Source organism: Amycolatopsis azurea DSM 43854 (assembly GCF_001995215.1).
Lineage (GTDB): Bacteria > Actinomycetota > Actinomycetes > Mycobacteriales > Pseudonocardiaceae > Amycolatopsis > Amycolatopsis azurea.
Window position 1 is genome coordinate 25,386 of the sequence record NZ_MUXN01000024.1, and the last position, 16,203, is coordinate 41,588.

At 69.0% G+C, this 16,203-nt stretch carries 14 protein-coding genes; 7 read left to right on the plus strand and 7 right to left on the minus strand.

Annotated elements, in window-relative coordinates; genetic code table 11:
• Nucleotides 1-52 precede the first annotated feature (52 nt).
• On the minus strand, nt 53-889 hold the full coding sequence (locus B0293_RS30365; protein ID WP_005159713.1) for an NAD(P)-dependent oxidoreductase: 837 nt from the start codon (nt 887-889) through the stop codon (nt 53-55).
• A gap of 53 nt (nt 890-942) precedes the next feature.
• Here B0293_RS30365 and B0293_RS30370 point away from each other — a divergent pair, with 53 nt between their 5' ends.
• Nucleotides 943-1,326 (plus strand): MerR family transcriptional regulator, encoded by a 384-nt coding sequence (locus B0293_RS30370; RefSeq protein WP_005159716.1) that lies wholly within the window; start codon nt 943-945, stop codon nt 1,324-1,326.
• A 12-nt stretch (nt 1,327-1,338) separates the two neighbouring features.
• On the opposite strand, the gene B0293_RS30375 is transcribed toward B0293_RS30370, so the two are convergent.
• Both B0293_RS30375 and B0293_RS30380 read right to left on the minus strand, forming a co-directional pair.
• Nucleotides 1,339-2,328, minus strand: coding sequence for a malate dehydrogenase (locus B0293_RS30375; RefSeq protein ID WP_005159718.1), 990 nt, complete (start codon nt 2,326-2,328; stop codon nt 1,339-1,341).
• Between the two features lie 44 nt (nt 2,329-2,372).
• Nucleotides 2,373-2,861: a MarR family winged helix-turn-helix transcriptional regulator gene (locus tag B0293_RS30380; protein WP_005159720.1), complete on the minus strand. Its 489-nt coding sequence runs from the start codon at nt 2,859-2,861 to the stop codon at nt 2,373-2,375.
• Between the two features lie 90 nt (nt 2,862-2,951).
• Between B0293_RS30380 and B0293_RS30385 the strand changes: the two genes are divergently transcribed.
• The 4 genes from B0293_RS30385 to B0293_RS30400 all read left to right on the plus strand — a co-directional run bounded on the left by B0293_RS30385 (nt 2,952) and on the right by B0293_RS30400 (nt 6,054).
• A complete protein-coding gene (locus B0293_RS30385) occupies nt 2,952-3,362 on the plus strand; it encodes a nuclear transport factor 2 family protein (protein WP_005159722.1) in 411 nt (136 codons plus the stop codon).
• Between the two features lie 4 nt (nt 3,363-3,366).
• Entirely contained in the window at nt 3,367-4,230 is an 864-nt protein-coding gene (locus B0293_RS30390; protein ID WP_005159724.1) for an LLM class F420-dependent oxidoreductase, read from the plus strand.
• A 256-nt stretch (nt 4,231-4,486) separates the two neighbouring features.
• Nucleotides 4,487-5,128, plus strand: a complete 642-nt coding sequence (locus tag B0293_RS30395; protein WP_039918706.1) for a DUF4360 domain-containing protein — start codon at nt 4,487-4,489, stop codon at nt 5,126-5,128.
• Nucleotides 5,129-5,409: 281 nt separating this feature from the next.
• Nucleotides 5,410-6,054 (plus strand): DUF4360 domain-containing protein, encoded by a 645-nt coding sequence (locus tag B0293_RS30400; protein WP_005159732.1) that lies wholly within the window; start codon nt 5,410-5,412, stop codon nt 6,052-6,054.
• 44 nt (nt 6,055-6,098) lie between these two features.
• Here the strand turns inward: B0293_RS30400 and B0293_RS30405 are convergent, their stop codons facing one another.
• The 4 genes from B0293_RS30405 to B0293_RS30420 form a co-directional block, all read right to left on the minus strand.
• A complete protein-coding gene (locus B0293_RS30405) occupies nt 6,099-8,204 on the minus strand; it encodes an FUSC family protein (protein ID WP_005159734.1) in 2,106 nt (701 codons plus the stop codon).
• Complete coding sequence (locus B0293_RS30410; RefSeq protein WP_005159736.1) at nt 8,201-11,284, minus strand: GH92 family glycosyl hydrolase; 3,084 nt, start codon at nt 11,282-11,284, stop codon at nt 8,201-8,203. Before B0293_RS30410 ends, B0293_RS30405 begins: the two co-directional genes overlap by 4 nt.
• 69 nt (nt 11,285-11,353) lie before the next feature.
• Entirely contained in the window at nt 11,354-12,112 is a 759-nt protein-coding gene (locus B0293_RS30415) for an SDR family oxidoreductase (RefSeq protein ID WP_005159740.1), read from the minus strand.
• A 31-nt stretch (nt 12,113-12,143) separates the two neighbouring features.
• The gene (locus B0293_RS30420) at nt 12,144-13,040 is read right to left on the minus strand and encodes an RNA polymerase sigma-70 factor (protein WP_005159742.1); all 897 of its coding nucleotides are present in this window, start codon (nt 13,038-13,040) and stop codon (nt 12,144-12,146) included.
• 204 nt (nt 13,041-13,244) lie between these two features.
• Between B0293_RS30420 and B0293_RS44370 the strand changes: the two genes are divergently transcribed.
• Nucleotides 13,245-13,910 carry a hypothetical protein gene (locus B0293_RS44370; protein WP_245191983.1) on the plus strand — a complete coding sequence of 222 codons (666 nt, stop codon included), beginning with the start codon at nt 13,245-13,247 and terminating at the stop codon, nt 13,908-13,910.
• Nucleotides 13,907-15,976 carry a M36 family metallopeptidase gene (locus B0293_RS30425; protein WP_005159746.1) on the plus strand — a complete coding sequence of 690 codons (2,070 nt, stop codon included), beginning with the start codon at nt 13,907-13,909 and terminating at the stop codon, nt 15,974-15,976. The genes B0293_RS44370 and B0293_RS30425 overlap by 4 nt, the downstream gene beginning before the upstream one ends.
• Nucleotides 15,977-16,203 lie beyond the last annotated feature (227 nt).

Here is a 16,203-nt window from a genome sequence, read left to right on the forward strand (position 1 = left end):
ACGCCACCTTTGCCTTACCCCGCAATAACACGAATCACCACTCACGACCCTGCTAGAGCGCGGCGAGCCTGCCGAAGCCTTCCTTGCCGTGTCCGGCGTCGAGGGCGAGTTGCACTTCGGCGCGAGCGGCGGACAGGACGCCGTTGTCGAGGTTCCGCGCGCGGATGGCGTCGAGGATGTGGTCCATGGTCGCCGCGGTGGAGTCGAGGGTGCCGTGGTCGCCGGGGTAGTGGTCCGCGCCGATCTGTCCGGCGAGCAGGTCGATCATGTCCGGGAAGAAGCCGAGCAGTGCTTTGGCGTGTTCGGCGATGTCGGCAGGTGCGATGTGCTCCGCCTTGGCGAGCGTGAACATGTGCACCACGCCGCTCATCGAGGTCCAGAGCATGTCCTGCAAGGAGGCGTCGAACGCGGCGGCCTGTCCTGGGGAGGTCCCCACGTACTGCGCGTGCCGGCCGAGCGCGGCGAGGGTGGACCGGTGTGTTTCGTAGACGTCGGCGGGCCCGCTGAAGAAGAGGGCGGCGTCCGGGCCGCCGATCGCGTCGGTGGTCGCCATGACGACGCCGTCGAGGTAGTCGATGCCGTGTTCGGCGGCCCAGCGCGCCATCGTGCGGGCTTGCTCCGGTGATCCGCCGCTGAGGTTCACCAGGGTGCGGCCCTTGAGCGCGTCGGTGTCGAGGATCGATCGCGCGACGGCGTAGTCCCGGACGCAGACGAGCACGAGCGGGCTGGCCGAGATCGCGTCGGCCGCGGTGGTGGCGACTGTGGCGTTGAGGCCGTTTTCCTTGCCAGGAGTGCGATTCCAGACGGTGGTGGGGTGCTCGGCGGCGGTGAGCGCGGCGGCGAGGGCGTGGCCCATGGGGCCGAGTCCGAGGACGGTCACGGTGGTCATGGCGGCTAAGCTAAACCTTGACATTGACGTGAGAGTCAAGCCCGGGAGTGCGGATGCGGATCGGGGAACTCGCGCGGCGGACGGGCGTCAGCGAGCGCGCTCTGCGGTATTACGAGGAGCAGGGTCTGCTGACCCCGCAGCGGCGGCCGAGCGGTTATCGCGTGTACGGCGACGCCGATGTGGCGGCGGTCCGGCGGATCCGGATCCTGCTCGGGGCGGGGTTGAACACCGCGCAGATCCTGGAGATCCTGCCTTGCATCGTCGACGAGGACGGCTGGCTGACGCCCGACTGCCCGGAGCTCGTCGACGCGTTGCGGCAGCAGCGGGACCGGATCGACGACGCGATCGGTGAGCTGGAGACCACTCGCGCGAATCTCGACACGATCATCGGCAGCGAAAAGGCGGCCGCGTCCCGGGGGACACGGCCGCCTTCGTGAGGTGGTTCAGGCTCAGATGAGGCCGAGCTTCTTCACCGCGTCGCGCTCTTCGGCAAGTTCGTTGACCGAAGCGTCGATGCGGGCGCGCGAGAAGTCGTCGATCTCCAGGCCCTGGACGATCTTGTACTCACCGTTCGCGGCGGTGACCGGGAACGAGGAGATCAGGCCTTCCGGGACACCGTAGGAGCCGTCGGACACGACCGCCGCCGAGGTCCAGTCACCCTCGGGGGTGCCGTTGACCCAGGTGTGGACGTGGTCGATCGCCGCGGAGGCGGCCGACGCGGCGGAGGACAGGCCGCGGGCCTCGATGATCGCCGCGCCGCGCTTGGCGACGGTCGGGATGAAGTCGTCGGCCAGCCACTGCTGGTCGGTGACGACCTCGGTCGCGGGCTTGCCGGACACCTCGGCGTGCGCGATCGACGGGTACTGGGTCGCGGAGTGGTTGCCCCAGATCGCGACCTTCTTCAGCTCGGTCACCGGTACGCCCAGCTTCTTCGACAGCTGCGCGAGGGCGCGGTTGTGGTCGAGGCGGGTCATCGCGGTGAAGCGGTCGGCCGGGACGTCGGGCGCGTGCGCCTGCGCGATGAGGGCGTTGGTGTTGGCCGGGTTGCCGACCACGAGGACCTTGATGTCGCTCGCCGCGCCGGCGTTGATGGCCTCACCCTGCGGCTTGAAGATGCCACCGTTGGCCTCGAGCAGGTCGCCGCGCTCCATGCCCTTGGCGCGGGGACGGGCGCCGACCAGCAGGGCGACGTTCGCGCCCTCGAAGGCCTGCTTCGGGTCGTCGAAGATGTCGATGCCCGACAGCAGCGGGAAAGCGCCGTCTTCGAGTTCCATCGCGGTGCCCTCAGCCGCCTTGACCGCCTGCGGGATCTCCAGGAGCCGCAGCTTCACCGGGGTGTCCGGGCCGAGCAGCTGACCGGACGCGATGCGGAAGAGCAGCGCGTAGCCGATCTGGCCGGCCGCACCGGTGACGGTGACGTTGACAGGGGCTTGGGTCATTGCGGTTCTCCAGCTTGAGGCGACATCGACTTTGTACCGCGATGCTAGTCCTGTCCCGAGTCGCCGTTCGGGTGCGTCCAGTCACTGTTTTCTTGATCGATGCCGCCACCGGCCACGTTCGCGGCGAGCCGGGACAGCAGTCCCGCCAGCGTGGTGATCTCTTCGTCGCTGAATCCGGCGCGGATGCGTTTGTCGTGAGCGATCGCCGCTTTCGCCAGCCGGTGGAAGACCGCCTCACCCTCGTCGGTGAGTTCGACGACATGCACCCGCCGGTTGTCCGGGTCACGCCGCCGGGTGATCAGCCCGCCGCCCTCCATGGCGTTCAGGTGGTGGGTCAGCGTCGCGCCCTGGATGCCGACCGCGGCCGCGAGTTCCCGCTGGTTGGCCACCCGCCGGGTCTTGAGCGTGATCAGGATCTGCCACACGGGCTGTGAGCCCCCGTCGGCGGCGAGGGCCTGGTCGAAGGCGCGCCCGACGGTCTTCGCGGTCTTGGCGAGGACGACGCCGATGGGGGCCGTGGTCGGTTTCTGCACGTCCCCAGCATAGCCTATCAATCTAAGGGTTTGACATCGAATCGTTCGATATCTAACGTTTATGGCATCGAACGAGACGGAGGAAACACCATGCGCAGTACGGAGAAGGAGATCCGCGACCTCGGAGCCCGCTGGGCCGATGCCGAGGTCCGCGGCGACACCGAAGCGCTCGACGCGATGACCGTGGCCGACTTCACCCTGGTCGGGCCCCTGGGGTTCGTCCTCGGGAAACCGCAGTGGTTGCGGCGCTACCGCGACGGCGACCTGGTGACCGAGAAGCTCGACTGGGCCGAGGTCGAGATCCGCGATTACGGCGCCGCCGCCGTGTCCGTCGGCGTCCACGCGCAGGAGGGAACGCATCAGGGCAACCGGGTCGACGGCCGGTTCCGCGTCACCCACGTGTTCGTGCGCGACGACGACCGCTGGCTCATCGCCGGCATCCACCTGAGCCCGATCGGCGGCCCGCCGCCCTTCGCGCGCCCCGAAACCCCCGGAAGGTGACACCGTGAGAATCAGTGTCAGCGTCACCGACTTCTCCTGGCCCGGCGGACAGGCCGGGCTGGTCGACAACCTCACCGAGGTCGCCCGGGCGGCCGACGCGACCGGCCTCGACACCCTGTGGGTGGCCGACCACCTCCTGCAGGCGGCGCCGGGAAGCGCTCCGGACTCCGCGATGCTCGAGGCGTACACGACCCTGGGTTTCCTGGCCTCGGCGACGTCCCGGATCAAACTCGGCACGATGGTCAGCGCCGCCACCTTCCGCGCACCCGCCCTCCTGGTGAAAGCCGTCACCACGCTGGACGTCCTTTCGCGGGGCCGCGCCTGGCTCGGGATCGGCGCGGGCTATCAGGAGGACGAGGCACGCGCGATGGGACTGTCGCTGCCGCCGGTCGCCGAACGGTTCGAGCGGCTGGAGGAGACCCTCCTGATCGCCCGCCGCATGTGGGACGGCGACACCTCCGCGTTCACCGGACGGCACTATCGGTTGGAACGACCCGTGAACAACCCCCTGCCGGTGCGGCGGCCGAGGGTGCTCATCGGCGGCACCGGACCGAAACGGACCCTCCGGCTGGTCGCCGAACACGCCGACGCGTGCAATCTCTTCGACGTCCCCGACGGCGGCGAAACCGTCCGCGGGCACCTCGACGTCCTCGCCGGGCACTGCGCCGACATCGGACGGCCGGTCGAGGAGATCGAGAAGACCATCGCGACCAGGCCGGCGCCGGGGGAGTCCTCAAAGGACTTCGCCCGCCGGTGCGCCGAGTTCGCGTCCTGGGGGCTGGACCACGTCGTGGTGATCACCGCCGGACCGTGGCGGCCGGAAGCCGTCGCGGTGCTCGGCGAGGCCGCGAGCCTGGTCGCCGCCTGAACCGGCCCGTCTCTCCGGAATCGTCAACGCGCGAACCGCGAAGGCAATTTCCATATAGTGCGAACCGAATGGTGTTTTCCGGGTTCGGCGGCGTTTCCGCCGGACCCGGAAAACGGTTACAGACCATAATATTATTTCATGAACCGATTGCCGGGACGGTTTCGTCCGATCGGCGGGCGGCATCGCCGGGATCGTTTCGCTAACATGAGTCCGCCCAGTTCCCCGCCCCCCGTGTGGAAGTTTTGGGAAGGACCCCATGCTCAATGCAGTGGTTGCCGCCGTGTCGCTTTTCTCGTCGATAATAACACCGAATAGCTGGTCGCCGCCGCCGGGACCGCCGCCCGACCGCGTTGTCATCGACGTGGTCACGGTCAACGGCTCCGGTTGCCCGCCGGGTTCGTCCGCGGTCGCCGTCGCCAGGGACAACAGTTCCTTCACTGTGACCTACAGCGAATACACCGCGCAGGTCGGGGTCGGCGCGAAACCCACCGACTTCCGGAAGAACTGTCAGCTGAATCTGAACATCCATGTGCCGCAAGGATTCACCTACGGTATCGCCAGCGCCGATTATCGCGGGTTCGCCGCGCTCGAGTCGGGCGCAAAGGCATCGCAGCGAGCGAATTACTACTTCCAGGGCAATTCGCCGACCGCGCAGGTGAGTCATCCCGTCAACGGCCCGATTTGGGACAACTGGCAATTCCGGGACGAGGCCGAGGGTGGCGTCATCATCTACAAGCCGTGCGGTGAGGACCGGAATCTCAACGTGAACACGGAACTGCGGGTCGCCGCCGGTTCATCGGATCCGAAGAAGACCACCAGTTTCATCACGATGGATTCGACCGACGGCGCGTTCAGGACCACCTATCACTTCTCGTGGAAGGTCTGCCCGGGCTCCTGACATCGTCCCCAGGGTGACGGCCTGCTTCCCGGCCCGGAAGACGGCCGTCTCCCACTCATACCCGGTCAGGGCCCTGGCCGCCCTGACCCGAGGAAATCGCGGCTCGTCGTCGCCCTGCCCGGCGGCGGCGAGTCTTCTCGACGACCCTGTTTTCCGCGGTCACCCCTGAGTCCGGTGACCGGATCCGTTTTGTCCGATCGGCGGGCGGCCGGGGAAAAGATCGTCTCGCTGACATCGCATCCGCCCAGTTCCCGCCGCGTGGAAGCTTTGGGAAGGATCTCATGCTCAACGTGCTGGTTGCCGCCGTGACGCTGCTCTCCTCGGTCGTCACCCCGAACGGCTGGGTGCCGCCGCCCCTGCCGGCCGACAAGATCGTCATCGACGTCGTCACGATCAACGGAACCGGATGCAGACCCGGTACCGCGGCTATTTCCGTGTCACCGGACAACACCGCGTTCACCGTCACCTACAGCGAATACACCGCCCAGGTCGGCGTCGGCGCGAAACCGACCGATCTGCGCAAGAACTGCCAGCTCAACCTGTATGTCCATGTGCCGCAGGGATTCACCTACGGCATCGCGGGCACCGACTACCGCGGATTCGCCTCCTTGGCCGCGGGAGCCACCGGCCTGGAACGAGCCAACTACTACTTCCAGGGCAATTCCCCGACGTCCTACGTGAGCCACAACCTCAAGGGCCCGTTCGAGGACAACTGGCAGTTCACCGACAGCATCGAAGTCGGCGCCATCGTCTACAAACCCTGCGGTGAGGACCGGAACTTCAACATCAACACCGAACTGCGGGCCGCGGTCGGCAGTTCCGACCCGAAGAAGACCACCAGTTTCGTCACGATGGACTCCACCGACGGCTCCATCAAGACCACCTACCACTTCTCCTGGAAGACCTGTCCCAAACCGAAGAACTGATCCCTGAGGCGGCGGCCTTCTTCGAACCTCGACGGAGAAGGCCGTCACCCTTTCCCGGACGGCTCCGGATCCGTGGCCTCCACCCCGAACACGCGGCCCAGCGCGATCACCGTCTCGTCCAGATGCCCGAGGCTGGTGAGCACCGAACGTGCCCGCGGGTCATCGATCCGGTCCGCCACCGGCGTCCCGTCGTCCCGCACCAGCGTCCCGTGCCCGGAACCGCCGGGATCGCCGATCGCCTTCCCCAGCATCGCGATGTTCGCCCGGATCCGCCAGGTGTACAGCAGCAGCCGATCCGCCTCGTCGACCAGCAGTCCGGCCTGAGACCGCGCCGCGACGTGCCGGGCGCGGAAGGCGATCGTCTCCACCGTCGTGAGCACATGCCAGCCGTAGTCCCGGCGGCTGCTGAGATTCACCGGATGGGTGAGCGGCTCGATCGTCGTGCGGACCTTGTCCACCGCCCGGTCCAGATCACGTGACTTCTCGATGACGCTCACGTTCTCCGCACCGGACAACAGACCCGCGGCCTTCTCGACGAACTCGTCCAGTTCGTCCAGCAACGTCGAGACGTCGTCCAGCATCACCGCGCGCGTGCGCACCGGCACGATCACCACCGCCGCCAGCACCCCGGCCGCCGCGCCCACCGCGGTCTCCGCGACCCGGATCCACAGCACCTCGATGCTGAACGTCCCCAGCAGGCTGTAGAGCAAGCCGAGCATGCTGGTGATGAAGAACGCCATGATCACCTGCGACACCCGCGCCATGTAGACCATGCCGAACACGCACACCAGGATCAGCGCCAGTGTCGCCGGCGCGCTGCCCGACACCAGCAGCGCCAGCACCAGCCCGCCCACGATCCCGATCAGCGTCCCGCCGAGCCGCCGGACACCCTTGACGAACGTCGCCCCCGCGGTCGACGAGCCGATGAACACCACGAACACCGTCAGCACCGCCCAGTACCACCGCTGGCTCGACACCAGCTCCCCGCCGAGCACGGCGAGCCCGCCGCCGACCACGGCCTGGATGGCACTGCGCGTCTGGTTGTCGTAGGCGAACGCCGACGACTTCTCCTCGTCGGGATCCTCGGGATCCTCGGGATCGTCGGTGTCGTCGAGGGCTTCGGAGACGTCGTGCTCGGCGACCCGCTGCGCCCGCACGTCGGCCAGCGCGAGTTCGGCGAGCGCGCGGCGGACGCCGTCACCCGGCGCGGCGTGCTCGTCGATCCGGCTGCCTTCCACCAGCATCTTGCTGAACTCTTCGGTCTCGCTGATCAGCGGCAGCTCCCGCGGATCGCGCTCGATCAGCGACCGGAACCGCCGCATCCGCGCGATCAGATCGTCACAGACGTCCTCGTCGAGGTCCTCGGCACAGGTGCGCTGCACGGTGATCGTCAGCCACTGCACCGCGAGCTCGACCTCGATCGCGCGGCGGCGGAGCCGGTTCGCCGAGTCCGCGCCGGTCACCTCGGGCGCGGTGTCCTCGATGAGCAGCACCGACTCGTGCATCCGGGCGTTCGTGGTGCGGAGCCGTTTGCGGGTGCGCTCGCTGCCACCTACGGCGAGGTGGTCCTCGGCCGCGCGCACCACCGCGGCGAGCCGCGCCCGGAACGCTCGCCGGATCCGGAGGAACTCCGCGTCGGTGTGCCTGCGCACCAGGACGAACCGGACCACCGCGTTGGCCGCGATGCCGATCGTCAGCGCCAGCAGCAGCACCGGGACCTGCTTCAGATGCGTCTGCAGGAACATCGCGAAGAAGAACAGGAAGAACGAGATCGAGCCCAGCGCGATCCCGCGCGAACCGAAGCGCTGCGCGTAGACCGCCACGAAGATCAGCAGCACGAACACGACGCTGTCCAGCGGCGGCACCGCGGAACCGACACTGGCCGCGGTGAGCGACGCCGCGCCGAGCACCAGCGCCAGGACCAGCGTCACCGCTTGCTTCCCCGGAGTGTCGTCGTTGACGGTGAAGGCGGAGGTCATCGCCGCGATCGCGGCGACGAGCGTGACCGTGAGCGGCTGGTGGAACGGCAGGATGGCCAGCACCGCGACGACGATGCTGAGCACGGCCGAGAAGGCGAGCCGGAGCCGGACCAGGCCGGGATCGGAGGCGACCAGACGGTCGGTCGTGGCCTGGGTGATGCGGGAGATCATCGGGCGAGCAGCTCTCCTTGGGCGAGGGTGACCCGCCGGGCGGTGGACGAGGTGACGCGAAGACGGTATCGGGCGTGCTGCGCGGGCTCGGCGAGGGCGAACGGCCGCGTCTGACGGCGCCACCGGAACGTCTCGCCTTCACGCCGGTCCAGCGGCGTCCAGCGCTCACCGTCGTCGGACCCCTCCAGCACCCACGAACGCGGATCGCCCCGGCGGCTTCCCGAGGTCAGCGTGTACATCACGACGTCGCGGGAAGCGTCCTCGACGGGGAAGTCGATCACGGGTTCGCGTTCGGAGAAGGTGACCTCGGTCTTGGTGGTGTCGTCGAACAGGGCACCGGCACCCACCGTGATGTCCGTGAGCGGGCTCGGCGGGGCGGGCTCGGCGGGGGACCGGCCCCAGTCCGACGGCTGCTCGCCCATCGTGAACTCCAGCACCGCCCCGTCGGCCAGCGCGGAATGCGGGAGCGTGCTGCTCGCGTGCGGCCGTCCGTCGATCGTCAGCCCTTGGACGTACACGGCGTCGTCGGTGTTGCCGGGCGCCTTGATCACCAGGTCCTTCCCGTTCTCCAGCCGGACGGTCGCCTTGGTGAACAGCGGCGAGCCGATCGCGTACTCGGGGCTGCCCATCGCCAGTGGGTAGAACCCGAGCGCGCCGAAGACGTACCAGGCGGACATCTCGCCGTTGTCCTCGTCGCCCGGATAACCCTGACCGAGGTCGCTCCCGACGTAGAGCCGCCGCAGCACCTCCCGCACGATCCGCTGCGTCTTCGACGGCGCGCCGGCGAAGTTGTAGATCCACGGAATGTGGTGCGAGGGCTGGTTGGAATGCCCGTACTGTCCCATCCGGACGTCGCGGGCCTCGGTCATCTCGTGGATCAGCCCGCCGTAGGAACCCGGTTTGCGGCCGGTCTCCGGCGTCGCGAAGAAGGTGTCCAGTTTGGACTCCAGTGCCTCGGTGCCGCCGTGCAGTGCGGCGAGCCCGGCGCCGTCGTGCGGAACGGAGAAGGCGGTGTTCCACGAGTTCGTCTCCGTGAAGTCGCCGCCCCACGCCTCGGGGTCGTAGCCTTCGGCGGCGAAGTGACGGCTGCCGTCACGGTTGCGGCCCTGGAAGAACCCGATCAGCGGGTCGAAGTGATTCGCGTACTGCTGCGCGCGCTGGCGGAAGTAGGCGGCGTCGTCGTGGTGACCGAGCGCCTCGGCGAGATTGGCCAGTCCGAAGTCGTTGACGCAGCCCTCCAGCGCCCACGACAGGCCTTCGTGGACCGACGTCGGCGTGAACCCGAGGAAGATCGACTCGTGCAGGCCTTTCCGGCCGACGCTCTGCCCTCGCGGCGTCACCGTCGCGTTCTTCAGCCCCGCTTCGTAGGCCGCCTCGACGTCGAACCCGCGCACGCCCTTGAGGTACGCGTCGGCGAACGCCACGTCGGAACTGGTGCCGGTCATGAGGTTGGCGTAGCCGGGGGAGGACCAGCGCGAGATCCAGCCGCCCTCGCGGTACTGCCGGACGAACCCGTCGATCATCCGCCCGCACCGGTCCGGGGTGAGCAGGGCGTAGGCGGGCCACGTGGTGCGGTAGGTGTCCCAGAAGCCGTTGTTGACGTACATCTCGCCGTCCACGACTTTCGCGCCGGTCCTGGTGCGCGTGCTGGGCCAGAGTCGGCGGATGACCGGGCTCGCGTGGCGGACGCCCTTCGGCGTGTCCTCGTGCGCGGAGTTCGGATACAGGAACAGGCGGTAGAGGTTCGAGTAGAACGTCGTGCGCTGGTCCTCGGTCGCCCCTTCGATCTCGACGCGGTCCAGCACCTCCGCCCACTGCGCGCGGGCCCGGCCCCGGACCTGCTCGAAGCTCGTCCCGGCAGGGATCTCCAGGTCGAGGTTCCGCTTCGCCTGCGCGAGGCTGATCAGCGACGTCGCGATCCGCATCGTCACCTCGCCGGCGGCGAACTCCAGGAACCCCGTCACCGTGCGCCAGGCCGGGCGGCGGATCTTCCCGCCGCGTTCGGCCGGGACGTCGAACTCGGCGTGGACGAACATCCGCCGCGCCCCGGCCGACAACCTGCTGCGGACCCAGGTGTGGCCGGAGACCGCGCCGTTCGCCGGATCAAGTCGCAGACCGCCCCGATTACGGGCGTTGTCGAACAGTAGCCAGCCGCGATCACCCGGGAAGGTGAACCGGAACAGCGCCGCGTGATCCGCCGGGGCGATGTCGGTGGTGATGCCGTTGGCGAACCGGACACCGTAGTGATGCGGCCGGTCGATCTCGTCGTCATGGGAGAACGCGAGCGCGCGCCGGTCACGGGCCGCCTCGACCGGGCCGATCCCCGGCATCACCTGGAAGGTGTGCCGGTCGCCCATCCACGGACTGGGCTGATGCGACAGCGCGAACGCCTGCAGCGCCGGACGGTTCCCGGCGTCGTTGTGCCGGTGGTAGCTGTAGAGCCAGTTCGTGACGCCCGCGTCGGTGACCGGGGTCCAGAAGTTGAAGCCGTGCGGGACCGCGGTCGCGGGGAAGTTGTTGCCCCGCGAGAACTTGTCGCTCGAGTGCGTGCCGCGGGTGGTGCGGACGTGGTCGACCGGGTCGCGGACCTCGACCGTGCGCTCGGTGATCCGGACGTCGTCCAGCCAGCCCGCGCCCGGGCCGTCCGGCGGTTCGCTGACCAGGACGATCCGGGCGATCCGCCGTCCGGCGAACCCGTCCAGCCGGCGGCGCACCAGGTTCCACTGGTCCACGTACAGCGTCTTGTCCAGGCCCTGTTCCACCGCGCTGAACCCGGCGGCCGTCCCGTCGGCGAACTCGACGTCCAGCGCCACGAAGGTGCTGCGGTACGTGGGCACCGCGTCGGTCTCGGCCTCGGGGAAGACCACATAGGACAGTTCCGTGTGGCCGGTGACCTCGACGTCCACTTCGAACACCGTCGCGCGCAGCGTGTTCTCGTAACGGAGAGCGTGCACGCCGGTGAACCCGGCGCCCGTCTTCGCGGTCGGCGACGCACCCGGTCCGGTGCCGACTCGCAAGGCCGGATCCACCGGCTGTGGATCACCCGCTTCGAAGGAGGAGAAGAACCCGGTGATCGTCACCAGGCCACCGTAACTCGCACACGTGCGCCCGGCTCGGTGTGGCCGGTGAGGACCGTCGCATCCAGAGGACTAAACGCGAGAGGCGAGGAACTCCTCGAAGGTGCCCACACCGGTCGCGTTCTCCGGGGTCAGGTTCCCGCCCGCGCGGAACGCCCGGAACGCCTTGCCCGGCAGCCACAGCGGCACGATCGGCTTCCGGCGCCCCACCGACCGCTGATACGCCTCCGCCAGGTCACGGGCGCCGCGCACCTCGGGGCCACCCATGTCCGGCACCCGCCCCGACGGCTCGCCGGACGCCAACGCGACCAGCCGCTCCGCGACGTCGCCGGTGCTGACAGGCTGGAACCGGAAACCGGACGGCATGAACGTCACCGGCAGCCGCCGCTGCGCCGCCGACGCCCGCGCGACGAGCTCGTGGAACTGCGTCGCGCGCAGCACCGTCCACGGCAGACCGGACTCCTCGATCACCTTCTCCGAGGCCAGCTTCTCGTCGTAGTAGAAGAACCGGATCACGTCGATCCCGACGATCGAGATGTACACCAGATGCGGGCCGCCCGCCCGCCGCGCCGCGTCGACCAGGTTCCGGGTCACCTGCTCGTCCCCGCGACCCAGCGTCGACGCGCAGTGGATGATCGCCGAAACCCCGTCGACCGCCTCGGCGAGACCGTCACCGGTCTTCAGATCGCACTGCGCCCATTCGTGGGAGACGTCCGCGGGATGCGGACGCCTGCTCATGATCCGGACCGGCCGATCTTCGGCCGCCAGCCGCCGCACCACCTCACGGCCGAGGTCGCCGGTACCGCCGGTCACCAGAATCGGTTTCATCACCCAGGTCCTCCGTTCACGAGAGCTTCCACCCTCAAGAACCGGCGGGCCACCCGGAACGTGACAGCTGCCGCGAGAGGTACGCGAGTTTGTCCGGATTCCCGACCGCGCGGAGACCCGCGATCCGGCCGTCCACCACCTCGAACCCGAGGATGCCGAACAGGGCGTCGCCGGCCGTCGCGATCACCGCGGGACCACCGTTGATCTCGCCGATCGTGATCGACACCTGCGCGACGCTCGCGAACATCCCGGCGTACAGCCGGGCGACCCTGGTCGCGCCGTGCACCGGACGCCGGGCCGCGGTGACCTTGCCGCCGCCGTCCGACCACGCCGTGACTTCGGCGGTCAGCAGACTCTCCAGAGCGGGCAGGTCACCGTCCCGCGCCGCCGACAGGAAGCTCTCGACCAGCTTCTCGACTTCGCGCGGGTTCGAAACCCGTCGCTCGTCCGACCGGTCCAGCGCCCGCCGCGCGCGGCTGTGCAGCTGGCGCGAGTTGACTTCGGAGATGTCGAGGATCGCGCCGATCTCCCGATGGCTGTAGGCGAAGGCCTCCTTCAGCACGAACACCGCCCGCTCGACCGGGCCGAGTTGTTCCAGCAGCACCAGCATCGCCAGCGACACCGAATCCCGCTGCTCCGCCGTCTCCAGCGGGCCGAGCACGTCGTCCGAGGTCAGGACAGGTTCGGGCAGCCACGGCCCGACATACCGCTCGCGCTGCGCCCTGGCCGAGGTCAGCCGGTTCAGGCACAGATTGGTGACCACCTTCGCCAGCCACGCTCGCGGCGACCCGATCGACGCGCGTTCGGCGCCCGCCCACTTCAGATAGGCGTCCTGAACAGCGTCCTCCGCCTCCGCCGCCGAACCCAGGAGGCGGTAGGCGAGCCCGAACATGACGGGCCGCAGCTGCTCGAATTCCGTGGCGCTGTCCATTTTCCCCTACGAATACCGCCGAATCCACTGTGGACGGTTCGAAGCCGGGGGTACCGCTCACCGGGATGGCCGTACCTGATCGGCGCTGACGTCCACAGTGACTGTATCGGTACGAAGGGAACGTCTGCGTCACCACCGAGAGAGGGGTCTGGAGTGACGTCACGTTCGTCGCGTTCGCGTACCTCGTTGTGCGCCGTGACCGCAATGACAGTGTTAGCGCTGATCACAGCGCCCCAAGCCGGAGCGGCACCGGCACCGGGCGCCGTCCACACCACACTGGACAGATCCGGAAAGGACGTCGATGTCCGCGACACGGCGAGAACCGGGCCACACGCCCTCGCCGCGCAGGACCGGCTCTCGGCGTCCCGGGCGAACTCCGTCGCCAAGGCACGAGCGGAACTCGGGAACCAGGCCGTGCTCGATTTCGACGAGCTCACCGGCACACCCCGCGTCCTCGCCCGCACCGACGGATTCCTCACTGGACCGAGCGCGAAGTCGCCCCGCGACATCGTGCTGAACTACCTGCGCGAGCAGGAAGGTCTCGTCGGCCTCAGCGCCGGAGACACCGCGAAACTGAACCTTCGCAAGGACTACGTCGACGTCGAAGGCACGCACCACCTGTCCTTCACCCAGGCCGTCGGCGGCGTTCCGGTCTTCGGCAACGGGCTCAAGGCCCACGTCACCAAGGACGGCAGGCTCATCCAGCTGGATGGCTCGCCCGTGCGCGGCCTCCCCGAGTCACTCGGCGCGGGTGCCTTGGCCGCACCCGCCCCGGACGCCAGGCAGGTCGCGTTCCTCACCCCCGACGGGATCCGCCCCGCCTGGTACCGGCTGGCCGAACCCGGCGTCGACCAGATGTTCCAGGAGTGACCGACGCCGGGACCGGGAAACTGCTCTACCGCAAGAACCTGGTCAGCCACGCGAACGACGCCGATGGCGCCAAGGGCCTCGCGTGGGAGGCGCAGCCCGGCCCGCAGAAGCAGGTCAACCTGACCCAGAAGGGCTGGCTGCCCGCTGACGCCAAGACCCTGGACGGCAACGTCGCGCACGTCGCCGCCGACGTCAACGGCGACCTGAAGTTCCAGCCGCAGGAAGAGATCGGGCCGAACACCGACGGCACCTACCGGTACAAGTTCACCGACTTCAACGCCGTCGTCGGACCGCCGTGTTCGGCGGCGAGGCCGTGCTCCTGGGACCCGAAGACACCGGGCTCGTGGGCGAAGAACCGGGAACAGAACGCCGTGCAGGCGCTGGCCTACGTCGGCAGCTTCCACGACCACCTGGCCTCCTTCCCGATCGGGTTCACCCGCGAGGCGGGCAACTTCGAGAAGGTCGACGGCGACGCCGTCCAGGTCCACACCCTGCTCGGCGCGCAGACGCCGGGCTACTACGACAACGCGTTCATGGGCACCCCGCCGGACGGCCAGGCGCCGACGATGGGGATGTTCCTGTTCCACGACCCCCGCAACCCCGACGACCCGTTCCTCGCGGCGAACTCGGCCGACGACGCCACGATCATCCACCACGAGTACACCCACGGCCTGTCCAACCGGCTCGTCGTCGACGCGCAGGGCAACTCGACGCTGAACACCTTCCAGTCCGGCGCGATGGGGGAGGCGTGGAGCGACTGGTACGCCTTCGACCACCTCGTCGGGCGTAACGCGATCAAGGACACCTCGGCGCCCGGCGAACTCCTCGGCGGCGACTACGTCAGCAACGGCGTCCCCCTCGCCCGGACCCAGCCGCTGGACTGCCCGGTCGGCGCCGGAGCGCCGCAGTGCCCCGGCACGCCCGGAGCCGGTCCCGGCGGCTACACCTACGGCGACCTCGGCCGGATCGTCGGCGGCGCGGAGGTGCACGCCGACGGCGAGATCTGGGCGAGCACGCTGTGGGACGTCCGCTCCGCGCTCGGGGTGCCGCTGACGCGCGCACTGGTCACCCGCGCGATGGAGCTTTCACCCGCGTCGCCGTCCTTCCTCGACATGCGGAACGCCATCCTGCAAGCCGACACGGTGATCAACGGCGGCCGCGCGCACGCCAAGCTGTGGAAGGCCTTCGCCGCCCGCGGCATGGGCTACTTCGCCGCGTCGATCACCGGCGCCGACACCCAGCCCGCCGAGGACTTCTCCACCCCGCCGCCCGCGGGAACCCCGACCGGGACCGTGACCGGCAAGGTCACCAACCGCGATGACGGAACCCCGATCGCGGGCGTCGCCGTCCGGTTCGGCGGGCACGACTCCGGGTTCGGCGGCTCGCTGTCCGCGGTCACCGACGCCGCCGGCGTCTACACCATCCCCGGCGCGCTCCCAGGTACCTATCCGAAGGTCTACGCCTCCGGAGGCGGCACGGACGGAGAGACCCGCGCGGTCTCGGTGCGCTCGGGAACCACGAAGGTCGACTGGTCACTGCGGTTCAACTGGGCCTCCAGCGCAGCCGGTGCTGCCGTCGCCGGGTTCAACGGCGAGGACTTCACCCCGTACGGCTGCGGCCCCGGTGACCTGACCGCCTCGTCGGTGCTCGGCGGTGGCGGCTGGTCGACCGACAGGGTCGTCCGCCCCGACGGCACGATCGAGACCCGGTTCGTGACGCTCAAGCTGGGCAAACCGGTCAACGTCAGCGCCATCGAGATCGACCCGTCCAACACCTGCGGCGACGACCCGCCCTCGGCGGCCAAGGACGTCACCGTCGAGACCTCGGTGGACGGCACGAACTGGGTGAAGGCGGGCACCGGCGACTTCAAACCCGCCGACCTGAACAAGCTCACCGCGCTCCAGCTCGCACCCGGCAGCGCCGCCGGGGTGAAGTTCGTGCGGCTCACCGTCTCGTCCAACCAGCTGTCGTTCTACCCGGACAAGACCTGCTCGCCGCAGCCCACCACGGCCGGGTGCCTCTACCTGGACGTGCAGAAACTGGCGGTGCGGGGCGCTCCCGCCTGACCCGACGCCGTACGGCTCGTGAGTGGTGAGGACGGTTCTAACCGTCCTCACCACTCACGACACCGCGCTCCACCGAATTCGCGTGATCAGACACGTAACTCGCGTGCTCAGGGACGTAACTCGCGTGATTGGAGCCGGAACTCGCGTGATCAGACGGACGACACGACATCGTGGCCGGGACCGCCGCGAGTTCGCCGTCTGATCACGCGAGTCACGTCCCTGAGCAC

Coding starts and splice junctions, on each gene's coding strand:
- B0293_RS44370 (WP_245191983.1), top strand. CDS start 13,245: ATGACAGTGTTAGCGCTGATCACAGCGCCCCAAGCCGGAGCGGCACCG.
- B0293_RS30420 (WP_005159742.1), bottom strand. CDS start 13,040: ATGGACAGCGCCACGGAATTCGAGCAGCTGCGGCCCGTCATGTTCGGG.
- B0293_RS30370 (WP_005159716.1), top strand. CDS start 943: ATGCGGATCGGGGAACTCGCGCGGCGGACGGGCGTCAGCGAGCGCGCT.
- B0293_RS30375 (WP_005159718.1), bottom strand. CDS start 2,328: ATGACCCAAGCCCCTGTCAACGTCACCGTCACCGGTGCGGCCGGCCAG.
- B0293_RS30395 (WP_039918706.1), top strand. CDS start 4,487: ATGCTCAATGCAGTGGTTGCCGCCGTGTCGCTTTTCTCGTCGATAATA.
- B0293_RS30385 (WP_005159722.1), top strand. CDS start 2,952: ATGCGCAGTACGGAGAAGGAGATCCGCGACCTCGGAGCCCGCTGGGCC.
- B0293_RS30365 (WP_005159713.1), bottom strand. CDS start 889: ATGACCACCGTGACCGTCCTCGGACTCGGCCCCATGGGCCACGCCCTC.
- B0293_RS30400 (WP_005159732.1), top strand. CDS start 5,410: ATGCTCAACGTGCTGGTTGCCGCCGTGACGCTGCTCTCCTCGGTCGTC.
- B0293_RS30405 (WP_005159734.1), bottom strand. CDS start 8,204: ATGATCTCCCGCATCACCCAGGCCACGACCGACCGTCTGGTCGCCTCC.